The organism is Microbacterium sp. OR21, from assembly GCF_047306785.1.
In the GTDB taxonomy this organism is placed as follows: Bacteria; Actinomycetota; Actinomycetes; order Actinomycetales; family Microbacteriaceae; genus Microbacterium; species Microbacterium esteraromaticum_E.
On record NZ_JAZEXJ010000003.1, the window covers coordinates 303,291 to 324,446 of the forward strand.

Genomic DNA, 21,156 nt, shown 5'->3' on the forward strand with positions numbered 1-21,156 from the left:
GTGCGAACCTTGTAATGCCGCGCGCGCGGTGAGTCGATGAAGAGGAAACACATGACATCCGATGCCCCCGCGGCAGTCCAGTCGCCGCAGCGGCGTCGGGGGGCACTGGTGTTCCTGCGGGACGTGCTGGTCATCATCCTCATTGCGGCACTGGTGTCGTTCGTGGTCAAGACCTTCATCGTCCGCTCGTTCTACATCCCGTCCGGCTCGATGGAGCGCACGCTGCTCGTCAACGACCGCATCCTCGTCGACGAGCTCACGCCGCGCTGGAGCGGATACGACCGTGGAGACGTGGTGGTGTTCCAGGATCCGGGCGGCTGGCTGCCCCCGGCGCCCCAGACGCCGGCGCGACCGCCGCTGATCGAGGCGGTCGACTGGGCGCTCACCTTCGTCGGCATCTCGACGACCGACGCGCAGGACCACCTGGTCAAGCGGGTGATCGGGATGCCGGGCGACCACGTGGTGTGCTGCAACGCGCTCGGTCAGATCACCGTGAACGGCTCTCCGATCAATGAGCTCGGCTACCTCAACCTTCCCGAAGGCGACACGGCGGCCTCCAACGCCGAGTTCGACGTCACGGTGCCCGAGGACCGCATCTGGGTGATGGGCGACAACCGCGACCGCTCTCAGGACTCCCGCGCACACCAAGACCTGCCCGGCGGCGGTTTCGTGCCCCTCGAGAACGTGGTGGGGCGCGCATTCCTGACCACCTGGCCGCTCGACCGGTTCGGGCCCATCGACACGCACGACGACGTCTTCCGCGCCGTGCCGGACCCGAAGTGACCGTCGTCGCCCCGTCGCTCACGCTCGAACGACGGCTGCTGAAGGAGTTCGACCTCATCATCGCCCTGGACGAGGTCGGCAGGGGAGCGCTGGCGGGTCCCGTCGCCGTCGGAGCCGCGGTGATGGATGCCGCGGGATCACGCCGACGCGTTCCGGACGGCCTGCGCGATTCGAAGATGATCACCGAGAAGCGCAGGCCCGAGATGGCCGATCGCGCCAGCAGTTGGGTGCCGCTGTCGGCGGTGGGCTGGTCGACCGCCGCGGAGATCGACGAGGTCGGCATCATGCGCGCGCTGGGACTCGCCGCGTCCAGGGCCGTGCAGGCGGTGGTCGACGCGGGGGCGTCCCTCGAGCGGACCCTCGTGATCCTCGATGGCAACCACGACTACATCTCCCGCGTGCACCCCGCTCCACTGGTCGTCCGCACGGTGACCAAAGGCGATCGAGACTGCGCATCCGTCTCCGCCGCCTCCGTCATCGCGAAGGTCGCACGCGACACCCACATGGCGACCCTGCATCCCGAGCATCCCGACTACCAGTGGGACCGCAACAAGGGCTACGCGAGCCCCGAGCACCGCCAGGCGATCCGCGATCGAGGGCTCTCGCCGCTGCACCGATCGTCGTGGGCGATCGCGGACGCGCCGACCCTGTTCTGACGAATCCGCATTCCTCGTCCGGTGCTCATAGGATGGAGTCATCATGGATGAGGATGCCTTCGACGACTACGACCGCGAGCTCGAACTCGCGCTGTTCCGCGAGTACCGGGACGTCGTCGGACAGTTCCAGTACGTCGTCGAGACCGAGCGCCGGTTCTACCTCGCCAACGAGGTGAACGTCGTGCGTCGTGACACCGAGCACGACTTCTACTTCGAGATCTCGATGACCGACGTGTGGGTGTGGGACATCTACCGCGCCGACCGCTTCGTCAAGGCCGTCCGCGTGCTGACCTTCAAGGACGTCAACGTCGAGGAGCTTCAGCGTCGCGAGTTCGAGCTGCCGGAGGAGCTGTCGCTCGACGGCAAGTGACTGTTCTCCCCAGTCCGGTGATGTCGACGGGTTCTCCCCAATCGCTGTGAACGGCGCTGCTGCGCGTCCGAGGCGCGCACCAGGCTGTCGTCATGGCAGAGAAAGACGACTTCGGGCGAGCGGGTGAGGACCGCGCGGCGCAGCACCTGAGAGCCCGCGGCTACGAGATCCTCGAGCGCAACTGGCGGTGCCCGCAGGGCGAGATCGACATCGTGGCGACGCGCGATGATCTGCTGTGCGTGATCGAGGTGAAGACGAGACGCTCCGACCGCTTCGGTCACCCCTTCGAGGCGATCGACGAGCGAAAACGGCGACGGCTCTGGCGGCTCGCGTTCGCCTGGGCGGACTCGCACGCCGAGTCCGCGCGCGGCCGACGCATCCGTCTCGAGGCGATCGGGCTGACCGGAGCGGATGCCGGTGACGCCCGTCTCGAGCATCTCGAGGATCTCCGGTGAGCACGGCACGCACCTGGGCGGTCGCGCTCACCGGCGTCGACGGTCACATGGTGGAGGTGGAGGCCGATCTGAGCAGTCAGACGCCCGGCTTCCAGATCATCGGCCTGCCGGACAAGGCGCTCGGCGAGGCGGCGCAGCGCGTGCGCAACGCGTGCGTGAACGCGGGACTGGACTTCCCGCGACGCCGTCTCACCGTGAATCTGTCACCCGCGAACCTGCCCAAGGCGGGCAGCGGGTTCGACCTGAGCGTTGCGGTGGCGACGCTCGCCACCACCGGAGCGCTGCGGCGGGAATCCGTGCGCTCGACCGTCCACATCGGCGAGCTGGGGCTCGACGGCCGTCTGCGGCCGGTGCCCGGGGTGCTGCCCGCGGTATACGCCGCCGCCCGAGCCGGGTTCACGAAGGTGATCGTTCCGCATGCGAACGCCGCCGAGGCGCGGCTCGTGCCCGGTGTCGGGGTGCACGCGGCGGTGTCGCTCGCCGAGGTCGCCGTCGCGCACGGCGCCGAGATCGACGTGGTCGACACCGAGCCGGTGCGGATGCCGGCGCCCGCCCTGCCCGCCGGTGAACCTCTCGACCTCGCCGACGTGATCGGCCAGGACGAGGCTGTCGATGCGCTGATCACGGCCGCAGCCGGCGGCCACCACATGATGCTCAGCGGTCCGCCCGGCGCCGGCAAGACCATGCTCGCGCGTCGGCTCCCCGGCATCCTGCCCACCCTGAGCGAGAGCGAGTCGCTCGAGGTCGCGGCGATCCGCTCCCTGACGGGCGAGACGGTCACGCGCCTCGACCCTCTGCCGCCCTTCGAGGCGCCGCATCACAGCGCCTCGGCGGCGGCCCTCGTCGGCGGGGGATCCCGCTCACCGCGTCCGGGTGCGATCGTCCGGGCGCACCGCGGAGTGCTCTTCCTCGACGAGACGCCCGAGTTCCAGCGTGCCGCGCTCGATGCGCTGCGCCAGCCGCTGGAGTCCGGCCGGATCGAGATCATCCGCGCCGGATTCGCCGCGTCGTTTCCCGCGAGGTTCCAGCTGGTCCTGGCCATGAACCCGTGCCCGTGCGGCAACTACGGTGTGCGCGGGGCCGAGTGCACGTGCCCGCCGATGGCCATCCGCCGGTACGCGGGCAGGCTCTCGGGGCCGCTGCGCGACCGGGTCGACATCGACCTGCAGGTGGCGCGGGTCGCGGCGTCGCGAGCCACGTCGGGTGAGCGCTCGGGGCAGTCGACCAGCGTGGCACGCGATCGCGTGGCCGCGGCCCGGCAAGTGGCGGCGGAGCGGTGGCGAGGAAGCCCGTGGCGGCTCAACGGCGAGGTCCCCGGCGATCGACTGCGCCAGGGCGCACTGCGCCTGCCGCCCGCCGTGCGGGCTCCGCTCGATCGCGCTCTCGAGCGCGGCGCGGTGACGCTGCGGGCGTATGACCGGGTGCTGCGCATCGCATGGACCTTGAGCGACCTGCTGGGGCGATCGTCGCCGGGCGCCGAGCAGCTGGGTCACGCGCTCTTCCTGAAGAAAGGACTGCTGGCATGATCGCCACCGGACTCGAACTGATCGACGATGCCGAGCTCATCGCCGCCGCCGCGCTGCTCAGGCCCGACCTGGACCCGACCGAGGTCGCCGCGCGGGCCGCGTGGTCGGTGCTCGTCGAACCGGGCGACGGCGTCGCCGGCGCCCTGATCCAGAGTCTCGGGGCCACCGAGGCGCTGCGCACGGTGTTCGGAGACCTGTCTCTCACGATGCCCGGCCTGGTGCCGCCACGCGCCATGTCGGAGGCGGTGGCGCGGTGGCGGCCGCGCGCGCAGCCCCGCGCGGTGCGTGATGCCCTGCTGTCGGCGCACAGTGTGGGTGCCCGTCTGCTGCTTCCCGGCGACGAGCTCTGGCCGGAAGGGCTGCACGATCTCGACGCGCATCAGCCCGTGCTGCTCTGGGCACGAGGCATGTGCGATGCGCTGCACGCCGAATCGGCCGTGGCGATCGTCGGAGCCAGGGCGGCGACCGCGTACGGCGAGAGCATCGCCGCGGAGATCGCGGGAGATCTCGCGTCGACGGGCACGCTCGTGGTCTCCGGAGGAGCGTACGGCATCGACGGCGCGGCGCACCGAGCGGCGCTCGGCACGGGCGGCGCCACGGTGGCCTTCCTCGCCGGCGGCGTCGACCGGGCGTACCCGATCGGTCATCAGCAGCTCTTCGACCGGATTCGGCAGGCCGGTGTGGTGCTCAGCGAGGTGCCGTGTGGTTCGGCGCCGACGAAGTGGCGGTTCCTGGCCAGGAACAGGCTTATCGCCGCCGCGAGCATGGCGACCGTCGTGGTGGAGGCGGGCTGGCGCAGCGGCACGCTGAACACCGCCGGGCACGCCTCGTCGCTGGGCCGCCCGCTCGGGGCTGTGCCGGGTCCCGTCACCTCAGCCGCATCGGCCGGCTGTCATCGCCTCCTGCGTGAGTTCGATGCCGTCTGCGTCACCAGCGCACGTGATGTGCGGGAGCTGTGGGGAGAGCGGGATGCCTCGAATCCGACACCGCCGGCTCCGGATCACGACCGCACCAGGCTGATCGACGCGATGAGCACCCGGAGCGCGCGGGAGACGGCCGACATCGCTCGTCGCAGCGGTCTGTCGATCGAGCGGGTGCGGTCGCTTCTGGGACTGCTGGCGCTGGACGAGCGGGTCGCGCAGCGCGATGGCGGCTGGGTGCGGCGAGACTGACGCGATCCTCGGCGCGGCAGGTCGAGAAGCGGACGGGACGCGACATGCTGGTCGGGTGCGGTACGCGAACGCGGTTGACTCCTTCACCTCGCACCTCGAACAGGTGCGGCGGCTGTCTCCGGCCACGGTGCGCGCCTATCGTGCGGATCTCGCCGACCTCGGCGCCGTCGTCGGCGACGCCGAACTGCGTGACGTCGACCTGGAGATGCTGCGCGAGTGGCTCTGGCGCGCGACGCAGCGCGGTGACGCCCGCTCGACGATGGCCCGACGGGCTGCGGCCGCCCGCTCGTTCTTCGGCTGGGCGCACGAGAGCGAGCTCATCCCTGTCGACCCGAGCCTGCGACTCGTCACCCCCAAGCGCGCGAAGACGCTGCCGATGGTCGCGTCGAAGGACGGCATGCGCGACCTTCTCGATCAGCATCGCGTCGCCGCCGCCGCCGGCGACCCGGTCGCGCTCCGTGACCACGCCATCCTCGAGGTGCTCTACGGCAGCGGTGTCCGCGTCTCGGAGCTGTGCGGCATGGACGTCGACGACATCGACATGCAGCGGCGCACGGTGCGGGTGCTGGGCAAGGGGTCCAAGGAGCGGGTGGTGCCGTTCGGATCACCCGCCGCCGCCGCCGTCGGCGCCTACACGACCAGGGGGCGCCCGGCGCTGCTCGCCCGCACGGAGCACACGACCCCGGCGCTGTTCCTCGGTGCGCGGGGCGCGCGCATCGGATCGCGCACGGTGTACGCCCTCGTCGCACGCGTGCTCCGACCGATCGTCGGATCCGAGCACGTCGGCCCGCACGCCCTGCGCCACTCCGCGGCGACGCACCTGCTCGACGGCGGAGCCGACCTGCGCGCGGTGCAGGAGATCCTCGGGCATGCGAGCCTCGGAACGACGCAGATCTACACGCACGTCTCGGCCGAGCGCCTGATCGACGGCTATCGCCTGGCGCATCCGCGGGCGTGATCACGCTCTGCCGGGTGCGAACCCGGGCTCAGCCCTCGCAGCAGGGCAGCAGGACCGCCCGCGGCACCTCTCCGAACAGCGGCAGGGGATTGAGGTAGGCGCCGTCTCGGCGCACGCCGATGTGCAGCGTGCTCCGCGCCGCGTGGCCGCCCGACGCGACGACGCCGATCGGGTCGCCGGCGAGCACGACATCACCGGGGGAGAGCGACGACGCCACCGGCTCCCACGTGCTCACCAGGCCACCCCCGTGGTCGATCGTGAGCAGCGGGCGATCGACCACCGAGCCGCGGAACGCGACGACGCCCCGGGCCGCCGCCCTGACCACAGTCCCTTCCGGCGCGGCGACATCCATTCCGCGATGCCCCGGCCCGTACTCGTGGGCCGGAGCGCGAAACGGCTCCACCACGGTGCGTGCACCGGCGATCGGCCACTGCCACGCAGGCTCGCCGGCGTCACCGGCGCCGGCCGCGCCGTCACCGGCGAGCAGGGCGAGCGAGAGCAGGACAGCGAGAAGTCGGCGGCGCATGGCTCCACCCTCGCCGATCGGGTCATGCCCGCGGATGCCAGGGGCCGGTCGTCGTGGAGAAGCGGCCGCGCGGGCACGCCTGTGCAGGACGTTTCGGCCCGACCGGATCCTGTACACTGGGAGAGCACCTCGAAATCGGGGTGACTACGCGTGCCCACAGCGACTTCGGTCGTGGCATCCACTCCCACAGGTCCTGCTCTCGAGCGGGCGGGTGTGCGCCGGGCACCAGGACTGCCGGTCGTTCGACCGGCGAATCAACCTCAAGGACGCGACAGCGTCAGAACAAGGAGACGACCATGGCTGTGGTCACCATCCGCCAGCTGCTCGACAGCGGCGTGCACTTCGGACACCAGACCCGCCGGTGGAACCCGAAGGTGAAGCGCTTCATCCTCACCGAGCGCTCGGGCATCCACATCATCGACCTGCAGCAGTCGCTGTCGTACATCGACCAGGCGTACGACTTCGTCAAGGAGACCGTCGCGCGCGGCGGCACCATCCTCTTCGTCGGCACCAAGAAGCAGGCGCAGGAGATCCTCGCCGAGCAGGCCGACCGCGTGGGCCAGCCCTACGTGAACCAGCGCTGGCTGGGTGGTCTTCTGACCAACTTCTCGACCATCGCGAAGCGTCTCGCCCGCATGAAGGAGCTCGAGGAGCTCGACTACGAGAACCCCGCCGCCTCGGGCTTCACCAAGAAGGAGCTGCTTCTCAAGAAGCGCGAGCTCGACAAGCTGCACAAGTCGCTCGGCGGTATCCGCAACCTCTCGAAGACCCCGTCCGCTCTGTGGGTCGTCGACGCCAAGCGCGAGCACCTCGCCATCGACGAGGCCAAGAAGCTCGGCATCCCCGTGATCGGCATCCTCGACACGAACGCCGACCCGGACGACTTCCAGTACCCGATCCCCGGCAACGACGACGCGATCCGCTCGGTGTCGCTGCTGACGCGCATCATCGCCGACGCCGCCGCCGAGGGCCTGCAGCAGAAGCACAACCCCGATGCCGGTGACGCCGAGCCGCTCGCCGAGTGGGAGCGCGAGCTGCTCGAGGGTGCTGACGCGCCCGCCGCCGAGGCCGAGGCTCCTGCCGAGGCCGCCGGCGAGACCGAGGCTCCCGCCGAGACCGAGGCTGCAGCCGAGGCTCCCGCCGACGCAGACGCCAAGTAAGTCACCCCCACACGTACAGACACGAAGCAAGGAGCCACCACACATGGCCAACTTCACCATCGCCGACATCAAGGCGCTGCGCGAGCAGCTGGGCACCGGAATGGTCGACACCAAGAAGGCGCTCGAGGAGGCTGACGGAGACGTCGAGAAGGCGACCGAGATCCTGCGCCTCAAGGGTGCGAAGGGCAACGCGAAGCGCGCCGACCGCTCCACCAGCGAGGGCCTCGTCGTCGCTCGCGAGTTCGACGGCGGCGTCACGCTGCTCGAGCTCGCCTGCGAGACGGACTTCGTCGCGAAGAACGAGCGCTTCATCACGCTCGCCGAGAAGGTCGCCGACGCCGTCGCGGCCGTCGCCGCCGACTCGCTCGAGGCAGCGCTCGCGGCGCCCGTCGGCGACCAGACGGTCGAGCAGCTGATCTCGGACGAGGCAGCGATCATCGGCGAGAAGGTCGAGCTGCGTCGCGTGCGCACCATCACCGGTGACGCCGTGTCGGTGTACCTGCACCGCACCAGCAAGGACCTGCCGCCGCAGATCGGTGTCGTGGTCGCGTACAGCGGCTCGGACGCCGACACCGCTCGCAGCATCGCCCAGCACATCTCGTTCGCGAACCCGTCGTACCTCACCCGTGAGGACGTCCCGGCCGCCGAGGTCGAGAAGGAGCGCGAGATCGTCACCGAGATCTCCCGCAACGAGGGCAAGCCCGAGGCCGCCCTGCCGAAGATCGTCGAGGGTCGTGTCACCGCTTACTTCAAGCAGGTGGCGCTTCTCGAGCAGGACTACGCGAAGGACAACAAGCTGTCCGTGGCCCAGGTCGCGAAGGATGCCGGTATCACCGTCACCGACTTCGCCCGCTTCAAGGTCGGCGCGTAACAACCTCCAGGGGGTTCGGATCTGAGATCCGAACCCCCTTCTTCATGCCCAGAAGGCACTATCTTGAATCGGGACGAGAGGAACTCATCCATGACCGAAGGCACCGGACGCCGGCGCGTCCTCCTGAAGCTCTCCGGCGAAGCATTCGGCGGCGGCCAGCTCGGCGTCAACCCCGACATCGTCGGCCAGATCGCCCGTGACATCGCCGCGGCCGTCGACCGCGTCGAGATCGCCGTCGTCGTCGGCGGAGGCAACTTCTTCCGTGGAGCAGAGCTCAGCCAGCGGGGCATGGACCGTGGTCGGGCCGACTACATGGGCATGCTCGGCACCGTCATGAACGCACTCGCCCTGCAGGACTTCCTCGAGCAGGCGGGCGCGGCGACGCGCGTGCAGTCGGCCATCTCGATGACGCAGGTCGCCGAGCCGTACATCCCCCTGCGTGCCGAGCGGCACATGGAGAAGGGCCGCGTCGTGATCTTCGGCGCCGGCGCGGGACTGCCGTACTTCTCCACCGACACCGTCGCCGCTCAGCGCGCGCTCGAGATCGGCGCAGACGAGGTGCTGGTGGCCAAGAACGGCGTCGACGCCATCTACACCGCTGACCCGAACAAGGACGCGAGTGCCGAGCGCATCGAGCGCGTCACCTACCGCGACGCCCTGCAGCGCGGCCTGAAGGTCGTCGACTCCACGGCGTTCAGCCTGTGCATGGACAACAACATGGACATGCGCGTGTTCGGGATGGAGCCCGCCGGCAACGTCACCAAGGCGCTCCTCGGCGAGCCGATCGGAACACTCGTCACCCCCTGACCGCCTGGTCGCTCAGGGTCCGGCGGCACACCGCCGGATAGAATCGATGCACAACCACGACCTTAAGGAGCACCCGTGATCGCGGACGTCCTCGCAGATACCACCGCTCGCATGACCCGTGCGGTCGACGCCGCCAAGGAGGACTTCGCCACGGTCCGCACCGGGCGCGCGAACCCCCAGCTCTTCCAGAAGCTCATGGTGGACTACTACGGCTCGCCCACGCCGATCGCGCAGCTGGCGTCGATGGCCAACCCCGAGGCGCGCACCCTCATCGTCACCCCGTACGACAAGAGCGCGCTGAAGGCGATCGAGCAGGCGATCCGCGACATGCCGAACCTCGGTGCCAATCCGACCAACGACGGCAACATCGTCCGCGTGACGATGCCCGAGCTGACCGAGGAGCGCCGCAAGGAGTACGTCAAGCTCGTCCGCGGCAAGGGGGAGGACGCGAAGGTCCAGGTGCGCGGCATCCGTCGCAAGGCGAAGGATCAGCTCGACGCCCTCAAGAACGAGGTCGGCGAGGACGAGATCGCTCGCGGCGAGAAGGAGCTGGATGCTCTGACGCGTCAGTACGTCGACGCGATCGACGACGCGCTAAAGCGCAAAGAGGCAGAGCTGCTCGAGGTCTGACAGGCATGGCAGCTGACAGCGATTCCGACGATCAGCCGCTGACGCGGCGGGCCGCGCGCCGAGGCGATTCGCCCTCGAGCGCGGCCGCGGCGAGCTCGCCGGCCGATCCGGAGGACGTCGACACCCCGGCTCGCGGGCTGCCGCTCTCGGACGCATCGTTCCCGGCGTTCGATGCCGAGCGGATCCCGCCGCGCCCGCCGATGCCGGCTCCGCACAGCACCGACTCGCACGCCATCCGCGAGCAGTGGCGGGCCGCGCGGGGCGAGTTCGAATCCCATGTGACACTGGCGCGCGAGCAGTTCGACCAGGCGAACGAGCGGATCAAGCAGCGCACCGGCCGCGACCTGATCGTCGCCATCCTCATCGGCGTCGGCTTCGGCGCCGTGCTGATCGCATCGCTGCTGTTCGTGAAGTGGCTGTTCGTCCCCATCGCGGTCGCCGCCGGTCTGCTCGGCACCTACGAGCTCTCGCGCGCGCTGCGCACCGGCGGACGACGGGTCGATGTCGTGCCGCAGCTGATCGCGGGCACGGCGGTGCTGCTGACCGGTCCGTTCGCGGCGCTGTGGCTCAGCTGGGTCGTGCTGTTCGCCGCCCTGGCGTTCGTGAGCGTCTGGCGCATGGTCGCCCAGATGATCGCGGCCGACGGCCGCACCTACGGTGACGTGCTCTCCGACGTCGTGGTGGGCGCGTTCGTGCAGGTCTACGTTCCGTTCCTCACGTCGGTGGCGCTCATGCTGCTCAGCCGTGAGCACGGCGAATGGTGGGTGCTCGGCTTCGTCGCCGTGGCGGTCGCTGCGGACACCTGCGCGTATGCGGCGGGTCTGGCCTTCGGCAAGCACCCCATGGCGCCGCGGATCAGCCCGAAGAAGACCTGGGAGGGTTTCGCCGGCGCGGTGCTGGGCTCGCTCGCGGTCGGCGTGCTGCTGGCGCTGTTCCTGCTGCAGCTGCCGTGGTGGTGCGGGCTCATCTTCGGCGCGGCGATCGTCGCCTGCGCGACGCTCGGCGACCTGGGGGAGTCGATGCTCAAGCGGGACCTCGGCATCAAGGACATGAGCTCTTGGCTGCCCGGGCACGGCGGGCTGCTCGACCGGCTCGACAGCATCCTGCCCTCGACGATCCCCGCGATCGCGCTGTACCTCCTCTTCACCCCTCTGATCGGATCATGATGACGGATGCAGACCTCGAGGCGCTCACCGGCTCGGAGGAGGAGACGCCCCCTGCCTTCCCGCTGACCAGCGGCCGGCAGCGCGGATATCATCGGGCTGCGGTCGACAGCTTCCTCGACGCCGCGCGCGCCGCATTCGAGCAGTCGCGCACGGACTTCGGCGCCGATGACGTGCGAGCGGCATCCTTCCCGCTGGTCCGCGAGGGATACGTCATCGCGGAGGTCGACGCCGCGCTGTCGCGGGTGGAGGATGCCTTCGCGCAGCGCGCGCGTGAGGAGGCGATCCGCCGTGTCGGCGTGGACGAGTGGGTCTCTCGGGCGCGCGATGACGCTCAGCAGGTGCTCGACCATCTCAGCCGGCCGGCGCGACAGCGCTTCGCTCGGACGAGCATCCTGACCTTCGGATACCGGATCGAAGAGGTCGACCACGTCGCCGACCGGATCTCGGCGTTCCTGCGCGACGGCGTCGCTCTCGACGCGGAGCAGGTGCGCGGAGCCGCCTTCCGCATGCAGCGCGGCGGGTACCGCGAAGAGCAGGTGGATGCCCTGCTGGATGCCACGGTCGAGGTGATCCTCGCGGTCAGGTGACCTGTTCACGGTGAGTTCTCATGATCGATGACCCAGGGTGTGCGTAAGATGGGGGCCATCGTGACTCCCGATAACGACTTGATCTCGAACTCGACGCGCCCGAACGCGTCCCGTTCGACGAAGAAGAATCCGACGCGCGGACGAGCCAGCGCTCTGCTGGCGGGCCTCGCGGTGATCGGCATCTCCGCCGCCATGATGGCGCCGTCGGGCATGGCCGTCGCCGATCCCGAGACGACCGACGCACCGCTGACCGCCTACTCGCTGGCGGCCGCCGAGACGCAGAGCATCACGGTCTCGGTCGAGGGCGCCGACATCGCACCGGTCGCCCGCAGCGGGTTCGACGTCTACGTCAAGCCGAAGCCGAAGCCGAAGCCCAAGCCGAAGCCGAAGCCCGTCGCGCAGACGGCATCCTCGTCAGGCAGCAGCAGCGGCCGCAGCAGCGGCCCCTCGATGCCCCGCTACACCGGCGGCGGATCGAAGGAGGACTGGATGTCGGCGGCCGGCATCGCGAGCGGCGACTGGGCCTACGTCGACTACATCGTCTCGCGCGAGAGCGGCTGGAACCCCAACGCCACCAACGCGTCCTCTGGCGCGTGCGGTCTGGTTCAGGCCCTTCCCTGCAGCAAGGTGCCCGGCAACGGGTACGACCCCGTCGACAACCTCCGCTGGGGCAATGGCTACGCCGTCGGGCGCTACGGCAGCTGGGCTGCCGCGTACGCCTTCTGGTCGCGCAACCACTGGTGGTGAGCAGGCATCGTGCCACGCTCACATCGGCGACGACCTGATCCCAGTGGCTCGGACGAGTCGTTCGATCGGCTGCTGGCCGGCTGGAAGCGCACCGAGACGCGCCGCGGTCGCGAGTGGACCGTGCAGCCCATCTCGGCGATGCAGGCGCTCAAGGACTACCGGTGCCCGGGCTGCACGCGGACGATCGCACCCGGCACCGCACACGTCGTCGTGTGGCGCGCCGACGGCGTGATGGGGGAGAGCGCGGACCTCGCCGCCCGACGGCACTGGCACACGCACTGCTGGCGGATCGCCTGACCGGGCGCGTTCAGCGCTCGTTCATCCGCGGGATGAGCACCTGCCGGTAGATGATCAGCACGCTCGCCGCGACCGGGATCGCGATCAGCGCGCCGAGCAGTCCCAGCAGCGCGCCGCCCGACAGGGCGGCGATCACGACGACGGCACCCGGCACCGACACCGCACGGCTCATGATGCGCGGCGCGATGAAGTACGCCTCGACCTGCATGTAGATCAGGTAGTAGATCGCGGCGGCGAGGGCGGTCGCCGGAGAACCCACGCCGGGCAGCAGACAGGCGAGCACGATGATCGTCGACCCTGTCAGGGTTCCCACCAATGGGATCAGCGAGAAGAAGAAGGCGACGACCGCGAGCACCGCGGTGAACGGCGCGTCGATGATCGACAGATAGATCACGCTCAGGATGCCGTTGATCACACCGAGCGACACCTGCCCCATCACGTAGTGCCCGACGGAGTCGGTGATCTGATCGGCGATGTCGATGAAGCGCTCCCGCTTGGATGCGGGCACCAGCTGGTAGACCGCGCGCTTGAGCGACGGCGTGGACGCGGTCATGTAGATGGTCAGGATCAGGACGATGAAGGCCCCGAAGCCGCCGGCGAGCACCGCGCCGCCGACGACGAGCACTCCCTGGCCGATCGACTCCGTCCAGCTCGCGACGGTGTTCTGCCACTCATCCTTCGCCATCCAGTCGTTGATGTAGGCGAACACATCGTCGACGGCGAGGTTGGGGAACGTGTCGGTCATCCAGCCCTTGAGATTGTCGATCGTCTCCGGACCGTCCTGCACGAGCGGACTGATCTTCGCGACCAGCTGGGTGATCTGATCGACCAGCACCGGCATGACGATCAGCACCACGGCGGCGAACACGCCCAGAACGGCGAGGATGGTCAGAAGCACCGCGGCCCAGCGGGGCAGTCCGCGCCGCTCGAGGTACGAGACGAGGGGATCGAGTCCGAGACTGAGGAAGAGCGCTGTCCCGATGTACAGGATGATCGTCGACAGGGTCTGCACGCCGTTGATGAGCAGGATGCCCAGGCCCACGCCGAGCGTCGCCACCAGCGCGGTGCGGAAGGGACTGTGAATCTTCATGGTTCTCCTGGTCGACCTGGGAAGATCCTAATCGTCTGCCGCCGACACGCTCCCGCGACTGGCCGCACCGACGCTCACGCCGGTCTCGGCGTCGTTCGTGGGCAATGCCCAGGTGGTTTCGCTAGTCTGAAACGTCGAGCGGACCGGCGGCGAATGCCCGGTCACGTAAGGAGTTGATTCGTGCGTTTCGTATGGGCCGTCGTGGCCTTCGTGCTGGCCACGGTTCTCATCGGAGCCGGGATCGCCCAGCGCACCATCTTCATGGGCCCGTCAGAGCAGCGGATGGAGCTGTCCGTCGAGGAGCCGCAGCCGTACATGCTGGTCGATGCCGAGGTGTTGGCCGCGCACCCCGGTCTTCAGACACTGCAGGTGCGCGGCGAGGGCGAGATCTTCGCGGCATACGGGCGCACGGCCGACATGAAGGCCTGGCTGTCTGACACCGCGTACACCGACGTGACCCTCGGCAAGGGCGACGAGCCCGCCACCTCCACGGTGGCAGCCCAGCAGCCGCCGGCCGGCGGAGGCGAGACCTCCGGTCGCAACCCGGCAGGCTCCGATCTGTGGCTGGACTCGTTCGTCGACGAGGACACGCTGATCACCGAGATGCAGCTGACTCCGGGGCACAGCGTTCTCATCGCCCGCGACGGAGTGGAGCCGGCACCCGACGACGTCCTGCTCACCTGGGGACTCGACACGCGCACGCCGCTGGCGGGACCGCTCATGGTCGCCGGGGGCGCGCTGCTGCTGGTCGGTCTGGTGCTCTACATCCTCGCCATCAAGCACCAGCGTCGCGGTCGCGGCCCCCTGCGCAAGGGCCCGGCACCGCTTCCCGAGACCCAGCCGATCGAGATGCCCGCCGCCCCGCGACGCGAGGCGATCGAATCGGGTGACGGCGAGACGGCCGGCGACGACGCGACGGCGCAGGGGGAGTCGGCCGACGGCGCCGCCGATCAGGCATCCGGTCGCGCACCGCGCACCGCGCACCGTGTCAGCCTGCGCCGGCGACTGGCGCTGGGCCTGCCTGCACTCGGGCTCACCGCTGTGCTGGCGACAGGATGCACCGCGGAATCGTGGCCCGATCTCAGCGCCGACACGCCCACGCCCACCCCGACGCCGACGGTCGTCACCCCCGAGGACCAGAAGCCTCCTGTGGTGACCGAGAAGCAGGGGCAGCGCATCGTGTCGCAGATCGCGCAGACGGTGGAGAAGGCCGACACCGACCTCGACATCGCTCTCGCCGAGACCCGACTCTCCGGCGCCGCCCTCGAAGGCCGCCGCACCGAGTACGTGCTGCGCGACAAGATCGCCGAGCGCACCGACCCGCTGACCTCGCCGCGCGGCAAGGTGAAGATCCTGCTGCCGGAGGCCACCGACGGCTGGCCGCGCTCAGTGCTGGCGCTCACCGTGTCGGAGGACGACGAGACGGTGCCGCCCGTGCTGCTCACCATGACGCAGGCCGACCCGTGGTCGAACTACCGGGTCTCCGAGATGGCCGACATGCCGGCCTCGTCCGAGTTCCCCGGCGTGGCGCCGGAGTGGCTCGGCGCCACCAGAGTGCCCGACGAGTCGCCGTTCCTCGCCCTCGCCCCCGAGAAGGTCTCCGAGGCGTTCTCCGACTTCGTCGATCAGGGCGACAAGAGCGAGTACGCGGGCAGGTTCGACGAGACCGCCGAGAAGCTGGCGCAGAGCGTCCGTGACAGCCGGGCCGCCATCGTGCAGGGCCTGAAGGACAAGAAGGCCGACAAGACGTCCAAGGTCGCATTCGACATGAAGCCGACGGACGAGCCCCCGCTCTCGCTCGCCACGCTCGACAGCGGCGCGGTCGTGGCCGTCAGCGTCTACGACGTCGAGACCATCACACCGACGTCGAAGGACGCCGTGATCCGCGTGGGCGACAACCCCGAGGCCAGCGCGCTGACCGGCGTCAAGGAATCGGCGAAGGGGTTCACGACGACCTACGCCATCCAGCTCTTCTTCTCGGTGCCCGCTCAGGGCTCGAACGAGCAGATCCGTCTTCTGGCCTACCACCAGGACCTCCTCAGCGTGAAGGTGATCAAGTGACTGAAATCTCCGCAGCCGCTCTTCGCGGCGCCGTCGACCTCTCCTCCCTGCGCAACCGGCCGGCCTCCCCGGCGCCGGGCGCCGCGCCGGCGGCCGCACCCGGCGCGGAGTCTGCAGATGTCGTCGTCGACGTGACGGACGAGTCGTTCGGTGAGATCGTCGAGCTCTCCCGCTCGGTGCCCGTCGTCGTCGACCTGTGGGCGGAGTGGTGCGGCCCGTGCAAGCAGCTGAGCCCGATCATCGAGAAGGTCACCCGCGAGCAGCGCGGCCGGGTGGTGCTCGCCAAGGTCGACGTCGATGCCAATCCGCAGATCGCACAGGCCTTCCGTGCGCAGTCGATACCGATGGTGGTGGCTCTGCTCGGCGGCCAGCCCGTTCCGATGTTCACCGGGGCGGTGCCCGAGGAGCAGGTGCGCGAGGTCTTCGCGCGTCTGCTCGAGGTGGCCGCTCAGAACGGCATCAGCGGCTCGGTGCCCGTCGACGACGCCGAGCGCCCCGCGGCCGAGGAGCCGGAGCAGGCGCCCCTTCCCCCGCTGCACGCCGAGGCGTTCGAGGCGATCGAGGCGGGCGACTACGCGCGCGCCATCACGGCGTACGAGCGCGCCCTCGCCGAGAATCCGCGTGACGACGACGCGAAGGCGGGCCTCGGACAGGTGCGTCTGCTGCACCGCGTGCAGGGACTGGATCTGCAGCAGGTGCGTGCCGCCGCGGCCGCCGCACCCGACGACGTCGACGCGCAGTTCCAGGTGGCCGACCTCGACCTCGCCGGAGGGCACGTCGACGACGCGTTCGGCAGACTGCTTGACCTGTTCGCCGCCGCCGGCCCCGAGCAGCGCACGCGCATCCGCGAGCGCCTGGTGGAGCTGTTCGAGCTCATCGGAGCAGCCGACCCGCGGGTCGCGTCGGCCCGCACCCGGCTCACCTCGCTGCTGTTCTGATCCCCGAGTCGCAGACGACAGCGCCGGCCCGATCAGGGCCGGCGCTCTCGCTCACCACCTGCTCGGTGTGGGCAGATGCGGGTCGGGCTGGTGGCGGAACCACAGGGTCGTCAGCGCCGGAAGCGTGACGGTCGCGATCGCCGGGGCGTCGTCGTCGGCGCGGTGGGCGCTGATCATGCCGAGGTTCCCGGTGTCGTGCCCGCCGAAGGCCGCGGCATCCGTGTTCAGGATCTCCTGCCAGGCGCCCTCGACGGGCAGCGCCAGACGATAGCCGGTGCGCGTCACTCCGGCGAAGTTGGAGATGACCACCAGACGTCCGCCGTGGGCATCCCGCCGCTCGAAGGCGATCACGCTCGGGTCCCAGGTCGGCGCGCCGAGCCGTGAGAACGAGCTGCCGTCGCTGTCGCGCTCCCACAGCGGCGCCTGGGCGCGGTACACCGCGTTCAGCGAGCCGACCAGCTCGAGCAGCTGCGCGTGCGACGGCTGATCGAGCAGCCACCAGTCCAGCTCGCGGTCGACCGACCACTCGCCGATCTGCCCGAACTCCTGACCCATGAACAGCAGCTTCTTGCCCGGGTGCCCCCACATGAAGCCGAGGTAGGCCCGCAGGTTCGCCAGCTTGTGGGCGTGGTCGCCCGGCATCCGCGAGACCAGGCTGCCCTTGCCGTGCACGACCTCGTCGTGGCTGATCGGCAGCATGTAGTTCTCGCCGAAGGCGTACACGAACGAGAACGTCATCTCGCCCTCGTGGTGGGAGCGATGCAGCGGGTCGCGCTTCATGTACTCCAGCGAGTCGTTCATCCAGCCCATGTTCCACTTGAAACCGAAGCCGAGTCCGGCGTGGTCGGTCGGGGCGGTGACGCCGGGGAACGCCGTGGACTCCTCGGCGATCATGACGATGCCCTTGTGCAGGCGGTATGCGGTCGCGTTGACCTCCTGCAGGAACCGGATCGCCTCGAGGTTCTCCCGCCCGCCGTGCACGTTCGGCTCCCACTCGCCGGCCTTGCGCGAGTAGTCGAGGTAGAGCATCGAGGCCACGGCGTCGACGCGCAGGCCGTCGACATGGAACTCGCTGAACCAGTAGAGCGCGTTCGCGACGAGGAAGTTGCGCACCTCGTTGCGCCCGTAGTCGAACACGAGGGTGCCCCAGTCCTGATGCTCGCCGCGGCGCGGATCGCCGTGCTCGTACAGCGGGGTGCCGTCGAAGCGGGCGAGAGCGAACTCGTCCTTGGGGAAGTGCCCGGGCACCCAGTCCATGATCACGCCGATGCCGGCCTGGTGCAGCTGGTCGATCAGGTACTTCAGATCGTCGGGCGACCCGAACCGGCTGGTCGCCGCGTAGTAGCCGCTGACCTGATAGCCCCACGAGCCGCCGAAGGGATGCTCGGCCAGAGGCATGAACTCCACATGCGTGAATCCGGTCGCCTGCAGGTGCTCGATCAGCGGCGCGGCCGCCTCGCGATAGGTCAGTCCGCCGCGCCACGAGCCGAGGTGCACTTCATACACCGACATCGGCTGGGCAACGGCGTGCGTCGCTGCACGGCGGGTCAGCCAGGCTGCGTCGTTCCAGCGGTAGGCGCTGAGCGTCACCACCGACGCGGTGGCCGGAGGCAGCTCGGCCTCCTGGGCCATCGGGTCGGCCTTCAGCCGCCACCGCCCGTCCGCACCGAGGATCTCGTACTTGTAGCGCGTACCGACCGGCACGTCGGGCACGAACAGCTCCCACACCCCGCTGCCGCCCATGGAGCGCATGCTGTGGCCCTCGCCGTTCCAGGCATTGAAGTCGCCGACCACGCGTACGGCGGTCGCGTTGGGCGCCCACACCGCGAAGTCCACGCCCTGCTCGCCGTCGAGCGCGCGCGGGTGCGAGCCCAGCACCTCCCAGAGGCGCTCGTGGCGTCCCTCCGCGATCAGGTGGATGTCGAGCTCGCCGACAGCGCTGAGGTGCCGGTACGGGTCTCCCGCGATGCTCTCCTCGCCGCCCTCGTACGTTGTCGCGATCCGGTATGCCACCGGCGGGCCGCTGTGGCGGGCCTCCCAGATGCCGTGCGCGACATGGTCGAGGTCGAGTCGCGACCCGTCCTCGAACACGGCCTGCACCGTCTCGGCCATCGGCCGACGGGCGCGGATGGTCGTGCTGCTGCGGCCGACGGAGTCGGTGCTCGGATGCGCTCCGAGCACTGCGTGCGGATCGTGATGCGTGGACTGCGCCACCGCGACCCATTCCGCCGACGCTGAGACGTCCTCGAGATAGCTCATGATCGCTCCTTCACCTTCAGAATGTGCACCGGCTCGGCGAACGCGTCGAGGCGCACGTAGTTGTGATCGGTCCAGGTCCACACCGCTCCGGTCAGCAGGTCCTCGACCTCGAACGCCTCCCCGGGTTCCACACCCCAGATCGTGGTGTCCAGGTGCACGGTCGTCTCACGCACCGAATGCGGATCGACGTTCGCGACCACGATGAGGGTGTCGTTGCGCCCGGTGCCGGTGAAGGCGGCATCCAGATGCTTGGAGTAGACCAGCACCGCGTCGTCGTCGCTCCAGTGCGCGGAGAAGTTCCTCAGCTGTCCGAGGGCCGGGTGCTCGCGGCGGATCTGGTTCAGGCGCCGCAGCAGGGGAGCGAGGGACTCGCCGCGCTGCTCTGCGCCGTCCCAGTCGCGGAACTTGAACTCGTACTTCTCGTTGTCGATGTTCTCCTCGGAGCCGGGGCGTGCCACGTTCTCGATCAGCTCGTACCCTGCGTACACACCCCAGGTGGGCGCGGCGGTCGCGGCGATGCAGGCGCGGATCCGGTATGCGGCGCGCCCGCCGAACTGCAGGTACTCGGTGAGGATGTCGTGCGTGTTCACGAACAGGTTCGGACGCATGTAGTCGCAGGTCTCGTGCGAGACCGAGGTCAGGAACTCCTCGAGCTCCGCCTTCGTGTTGCGCCAGGTGAAGTACGAGTAGCTCTGCTGGAACCCGACCGCCGCCAGCGCGCGCATGACCGCAGGGCGGGTGAAGGCCTCGGCGAGGAAGATCACGTCGGGGTCCGCGGCGTTCACCCGCGCGATCAGCCATTCCCAGAACTGCAGCGGCTTCGTGTGCGGGTTGTCGACCCGGAAGATCTTCACACCCAGCTTCACCCAGTGCATGACGACGCGGAGCATCTCGGCATAGCTGCCGGCCGGGTCGTTGTCGAAGTTGAGCGGATAGATGTCCTGGTACTTCTTCGGCGGGTTCTCGGCGTAGGCGATCGTCCCGTCGGGAAGCGTCGTGAACCACTCCGGATGCTCGGCGACCCAGGGGTGGTCGGGTGAGGCCTGCAGGGCGAGGTCGAGAGCGACCTCGAGTCCTTGCTTCGCCGCGGCCCGGATGAAGGCGCCGAGGTCCTTCTCGGTGCCGAGCTCGGGGTGGATCGCGTCGTGGCCGCCGTCGGGCGACCCGATGGCGTAGGGCGACCCGGGATCGCCCGGCTCGGTCGTCAGGGTGTTGTTGCGCCCCTTGCGGTTGGTGGTGCCGATCGGGTGGATCGGCACCAGGTAGATCACGTCGAACCCCATGCCCGCGACCCCGGGGAGCCGCTTCGCGGCCGTGCGCAGCGTGCCGCTCTTGACAGTGCCGTCCTTCAGGCGGACAGCGCCCTCCGACCGCGGGAAGAACTCGTACCATGAGCCGACGCCGGCGCGCCGGCGCTCCACGCGCAGCGGCAGCCATTCGGTGACGGAGCCGAGCGAGGCGAGCGGACGGCACGAGAACGCGGCGGCGAGCGCCGTGTCGGTCGCGACGGCGCGCAGCGATTCGGCATCCGATGCCTTCTGGGCCTTGCGCAGCCTCGTCGCGGCGGAGCGCAGCGCGCGCAGCTCGCCGGCGGCGCGGTCCTCCTCCTTGGCGGCCGCGGCCAGCAGCTGCACGCCGAGCGCGCACATCACCGGCACGTCGACGCCGGCCGCGGCCTTGACGTCTGCGGCGTGCGCCCAGGTGGCGTAGTCGTCGGAGAATCCCTCGAACCGGTATCGCCAGTCTCCTGCACGATCGATCGCGACCGTCGTGCGCCACCGGTCGGTGCCGTCGGCGAGCGGCGTGAGCCGGTGCAGGCTCTCCTCGCCCGTCGGCGAGGAGAGGCGCAGGTGAACGCCGATCAGATCGTGCCCCTCGCGGAACGACACGACGTCGAACGGCACCGCCTCGCCGACAAAGGCCTTCGCCGGGTATCCCTGCGGCACGTGCGGCGTCGGCGAGAAGAGCGGGATTCGCCCGGCTCTCAGGCCGGGGGCCGATGTCGTCTCAGCGGCAGGGCGCAGAGGGATCTGTGCGGGGCTTCTCAGTCCCGCAGATTCAGGTGCTGTCTGTGCGGCCACACCTTGAATGTACCGC

The 21,156-nt window shown here is 69.7% G+C and carries 21 protein-coding genes; 17 read left to right on the forward strand and 4 right to left on the reverse strand.

Features of this window, described 5'->3' with window-relative positions; all coding sequences use genetic code 11:
* The first annotated feature begins 51 nt into the window (after positions 1-51).
* From lepB to V2S04_RS10065, 7 genes are all read left to right on the forward strand, one after another.
* Positions 52-783: a signal peptidase I gene (lepB, locus tag V2S04_RS10035; RefSeq protein WP_099194793.1), complete on the forward strand. Its 732-nt coding sequence runs from the start codon at positions 52-54 to the stop codon at positions 781-783.
* Entirely contained in the window at positions 780-1,439 is a 660-nt protein-coding gene (locus V2S04_RS10040) for a ribonuclease HII (RefSeq protein WP_413638362.1), read from the forward strand. Before lepB ends, V2S04_RS10040 begins: the two co-directional genes overlap by 4 nt.
* Positions 1,440-1,482: 43 nt before the next feature.
* Positions 1,483-1,809, forward strand: coding sequence for a DUF2469 family protein (locus tag V2S04_RS10045; protein ID WP_071644723.1), 327 nt, complete (start codon positions 1,483-1,485; stop codon positions 1,807-1,809).
* 92 nt (positions 1,810-1,901) lie between these two features.
* Positions 1,902-2,264, forward strand: a complete 363-nt coding sequence (locus V2S04_RS10050; protein WP_413638363.1) for a YraN family protein — start codon at positions 1,902-1,904, stop codon at positions 2,262-2,264.
* Positions 2,261-3,790 carry a YifB family Mg chelatase-like AAA ATPase gene (locus V2S04_RS10055; RefSeq protein WP_413638364.1) on the forward strand — a complete coding sequence of 510 codons (1,530 nt, stop codon included), beginning with the start codon at positions 2,261-2,263 and terminating at the stop codon, positions 3,788-3,790. Before V2S04_RS10050 ends, V2S04_RS10055 begins: the two co-directional genes overlap by 4 nt.
* Positions 3,787-4,962: a DNA-processing protein DprA gene (dprA, locus tag V2S04_RS10060; RefSeq protein WP_413638365.1), complete on the forward strand. Its 1,176-nt coding sequence runs from the start codon at positions 3,787-3,789 to the stop codon at positions 4,960-4,962. The genes V2S04_RS10055 and dprA overlap by 4 nt, the downstream gene beginning before the upstream one ends.
* Before the next feature lie 55 nt (positions 4,963-5,017).
* Positions 5,018-5,920: a tyrosine recombinase XerC gene (locus tag V2S04_RS10065; protein WP_413638366.1), complete on the forward strand. Its 903-nt coding sequence runs from the start codon at positions 5,018-5,020 to the stop codon at positions 5,918-5,920.
* Positions 5,921-5,948: 28 nt separating this feature from the next.
* Here the strand turns inward: V2S04_RS10065 and V2S04_RS10070 are convergent, their stop codons facing one another.
* On the reverse strand, positions 5,949-6,446 hold the full coding sequence (locus tag V2S04_RS10070) for a murein hydrolase activator EnvC family protein (RefSeq protein WP_413638367.1): 498 nt from the start codon (positions 6,444-6,446) through the stop codon (positions 5,949-5,951).
* A 296-nt stretch (positions 6,447-6,742) separates the two neighbouring features.
* Between V2S04_RS10070 and rpsB the strand changes: the two genes are divergently transcribed.
* The 8 genes from rpsB (at position 6,743) to V2S04_RS10110 (ending at position 12,711) form a co-directional block, all read left to right on the forward strand.
* A complete protein-coding gene (gene rpsB, locus V2S04_RS10075; protein WP_413638368.1) occupies positions 6,743-7,606 on the forward strand; it encodes a 30S ribosomal protein S2 in 864 nt (287 codons plus the stop codon).
* A gap of 43 nt (positions 7,607-7,649) precedes the next feature.
* Positions 7,650-8,477: a translation elongation factor Ts gene (gene tsf / locus V2S04_RS10080; RefSeq protein ID WP_413638369.1), complete on the forward strand. Its 828-nt coding sequence runs from the start codon at positions 7,650-7,652 to the stop codon at positions 8,475-8,477.
* A 90-nt stretch (positions 8,478-8,567) separates the two neighbouring features.
* Positions 8,568-9,284, forward strand: a complete 717-nt coding sequence (gene pyrH, locus V2S04_RS10085; protein ID WP_099196663.1) for a UMP kinase — start codon at positions 8,568-8,570, stop codon at positions 9,282-9,284.
* Positions 9,285-9,359: 75 nt separating this feature from the next.
* Positions 9,360-9,914 (forward strand): ribosome recycling factor, encoded by a 555-nt coding sequence (gene frr, locus V2S04_RS10090; RefSeq protein ID WP_099196664.1) that lies wholly within the window; start codon positions 9,360-9,362, stop codon positions 9,912-9,914.
* 5 nt (positions 9,915-9,919) lie between these two features.
* Complete coding sequence (locus tag V2S04_RS10095; protein WP_413638370.1) at positions 9,920-11,080, forward strand: phosphatidate cytidylyltransferase; 1,161 nt, start codon at positions 9,920-9,922, stop codon at positions 11,078-11,080.
* The gene (locus tag V2S04_RS10100; RefSeq protein ID WP_340086716.1) at positions 11,077-11,667 is read left to right on the forward strand and encodes a DivIVA domain-containing protein; all 591 of its coding nucleotides are present in this window, start codon (positions 11,077-11,079) and stop codon (positions 11,665-11,667) included. The genes V2S04_RS10095 and V2S04_RS10100 overlap by 4 nt, the downstream gene beginning before the upstream one ends.
* Before the next feature lie 60 nt (positions 11,668-11,727).
* Positions 11,728-12,414, forward strand: a complete 687-nt coding sequence (locus tag V2S04_RS10105) for a transglycosylase SLT domain-containing protein (protein ID WP_413638371.1) — start codon at positions 11,728-11,730, stop codon at positions 12,412-12,414.
* Between the two features lie 9 nt (positions 12,415-12,423).
* Positions 12,424-12,711 (forward strand): hypothetical protein, encoded by a 288-nt coding sequence (locus V2S04_RS10110; protein WP_413638372.1) that lies wholly within the window; start codon positions 12,424-12,426, stop codon positions 12,709-12,711.
* A 10-nt stretch (positions 12,712-12,721) separates the two neighbouring features.
* Here the strand turns inward: V2S04_RS10110 and V2S04_RS10115 are convergent, their stop codons facing one another.
* The gene (locus tag V2S04_RS10115) at positions 12,722-13,801 is read right to left on the reverse strand and encodes an AI-2E family transporter (protein ID WP_099196667.1); all 1,080 of its coding nucleotides are present in this window, start codon (positions 13,799-13,801) and stop codon (positions 12,722-12,724) included.
* 180 nt (positions 13,802-13,981) lie between these two features.
* Between V2S04_RS10115 and V2S04_RS10120 the strand changes: the two genes are divergently transcribed.
* Both V2S04_RS10120 and V2S04_RS10125 read left to right on the forward strand, forming a co-directional pair.
* Entirely contained in the window at positions 13,982-15,862 is a 1,881-nt protein-coding gene (locus V2S04_RS10120; RefSeq protein ID WP_413638373.1) for a glycosyl transferase, read from the forward strand.
* Positions 15,859-16,800, forward strand: coding sequence for a tetratricopeptide repeat protein (locus V2S04_RS10125; RefSeq protein ID WP_099196202.1), 942 nt, complete (start codon positions 15,859-15,861; stop codon positions 16,798-16,800). Before V2S04_RS10120 ends, V2S04_RS10125 begins: the two co-directional genes overlap by 4 nt.
* A 51-nt stretch (positions 16,801-16,851) precedes the next feature.
* Here V2S04_RS10125 and glgB read toward each other — a convergent pair whose 3' ends face one another.
* Positions 16,852-19,059: a 1,4-alpha-glucan branching protein GlgB gene (gene glgB, locus V2S04_RS10130; protein ID WP_413638374.1), complete on the reverse strand. Its 2,208-nt coding sequence runs from the start codon at positions 19,057-19,059 to the stop codon at positions 16,852-16,854.
* Complete coding sequence (locus V2S04_RS10135; RefSeq protein WP_413638375.1) at positions 19,056-21,140, reverse strand: maltotransferase domain-containing protein; 2,085 nt, start codon at positions 21,138-21,140, stop codon at positions 19,056-19,058. The genes glgB and V2S04_RS10135 overlap by 4 nt, the downstream gene beginning before the upstream one ends.
* Positions 21,141-21,156: the final 16 nt, after the last annotated feature.

Bases quoted from the DNA above. Each gene is read 5' to 3' on its own strand.
- lepB (WP_099194793.1), top strand. From the start codon at position 52: ATGACATCCGATGCCCCCGCGGCAGTCCAGTCGCCGCAGCGGCGTCGG.
- V2S04_RS10045 (WP_071644723.1), top strand. From the start codon at position 1,483: ATGGATGAGGATGCCTTCGACGACTACGACCGCGAGCTCGAACTCGCG.
- V2S04_RS10050 (WP_413638363.1), top strand. From the start codon at position 1,902: ATGGCAGAGAAAGACGACTTCGGGCGAGCGGGTGAGGACCGCGCGGCG.
- dprA (WP_413638365.1), top strand. From the start codon at position 3,787: ATGATCGCCACCGGACTCGAACTGATCGACGATGCCGAGCTCATCGCC.
- V2S04_RS10070 (WP_413638367.1), bottom strand. From the start codon at position 6,446: ATGCGCCGCCGACTTCTCGCTGTCCTGCTCTCGCTCGCCCTGCTCGCC.
- rpsB (WP_413638368.1), top strand. From the start codon at position 6,743: ATGGCTGTGGTCACCATCCGCCAGCTGCTCGACAGCGGCGTGCACTTC.
- tsf (WP_413638369.1), top strand. From the start codon at position 7,650: ATGGCCAACTTCACCATCGCCGACATCAAGGCGCTGCGCGAGCAGCTG.
- pyrH (WP_099196663.1), top strand. From the start codon at position 8,568: ATGACCGAAGGCACCGGACGCCGGCGCGTCCTCCTGAAGCTCTCCGGC.
- V2S04_RS10095 (WP_413638370.1), top strand. From the start codon at position 9,920: ATGGCAGCTGACAGCGATTCCGACGATCAGCCGCTGACGCGGCGGGCC.
- V2S04_RS10100 (WP_340086716.1), top strand. From the start codon at position 11,077: ATGATGACGGATGCAGACCTCGAGGCGCTCACCGGCTCGGAGGAGGAG.
- V2S04_RS10115 (WP_099196667.1), bottom strand. From the start codon at position 13,801: ATGAAGATTCACAGTCCCTTCCGCACCGCGCTGGTGGCGACGCTCGGC.
- glgB (WP_413638374.1), bottom strand. From the start codon at position 19,059: ATGAGCTATCTCGAGGACGTCTCAGCGTCGGCGGAATGGGTCGCGGTG.